The sequence below is a fragment of the Pseudogracilibacillus sp. ICA-222130 genome (genome assembly GCF_037892545.1).
In the GTDB taxonomy this organism is placed as follows: domain Bacteria; phylum Bacillota; class Bacilli; order Bacillales; family Amphibacillaceae; genus Pseudogracilibacillus.
In genome coordinates, this window is record NZ_JBBKBG010000084.1 from 1 (window position 1) to 671 (window position 671).

2 protein-coding genes are annotated in these 671 nt (G+C 32.8%); both read right to left on the reverse strand.

All coding sequences use genetic code 11. The annotated features are described in order from the left end of the window. Positions 1-180: 180 nt before the first annotated feature. Positions 181-378, reverse strand: coding sequence for a helix-turn-helix domain-containing protein (locus tag WKT09_RS13720; protein WP_340416562.1), 198 nt, complete (start codon positions 376-378; stop codon positions 181-183). Between the two features lie 33 nt (positions 379-411). After that, a complete protein-coding gene (locus WKT09_RS13725) occupies positions 412-606 on the reverse strand; it encodes a hypothetical protein (RefSeq protein WP_147670254.1) in 195 nt (64 codons plus the stop codon). Between the last annotated feature and the right edge of the window lie 65 nt (positions 607-671).

Genomic DNA, 671 nt, shown 5'->3' on the forward strand with positions numbered 1-671 from the left:
GTTTTAGTTAGTTTTTTATGTTCTCCATATTTGTATAAAGAAACTTGTGCTCGGTATGACTTCCCTCTTTTTACAATACTAGCCATGCTATCAATCCCTTTCAAAAATAAAGTTGATAGATGCTAGTTGAATACATCTGTATTGTATTCTGAATCTAGCATCTTATCAACTACCGACATTTTAAACAGAGTGTCTTTCGATAAACTGTACTAAGGATTTCATTGTGTATCGTTCGTGTTTGCCAATCATGAAGCGATCTAGCCCTTCATGTTGTCGGATATACTTATCAAAAGACTTTGGGTCTATCCCTAAAAACTCAGATGCTTGTTCCCTTGTTAAAAGATACGGGTAATCCTTTGTAGCCATGTTTATGCTCATGTGGCGTCATCTCCTTTATGCCGAGATTTAATTTTAAAATTTATTTAGTTCTTTTAGTGCTTGTTCAGCATCATATTTGATTTGTCCTAAAATATCTTCTGGTGTATAGTAGCTATTTTGGTAATCTGAATGATTATCCGTTTTATTAATCGTTCCTTTACCGTTTTGGAAAAAGTCTACTATTTCGACAATGTGTTGTATATGTTCTTTTAATTTTGGAAAACTCATTTAAATATCATCCTTCCCATGGCTTACTATAAATGATACTCTAAGAATGTACAAAAACGATTGGA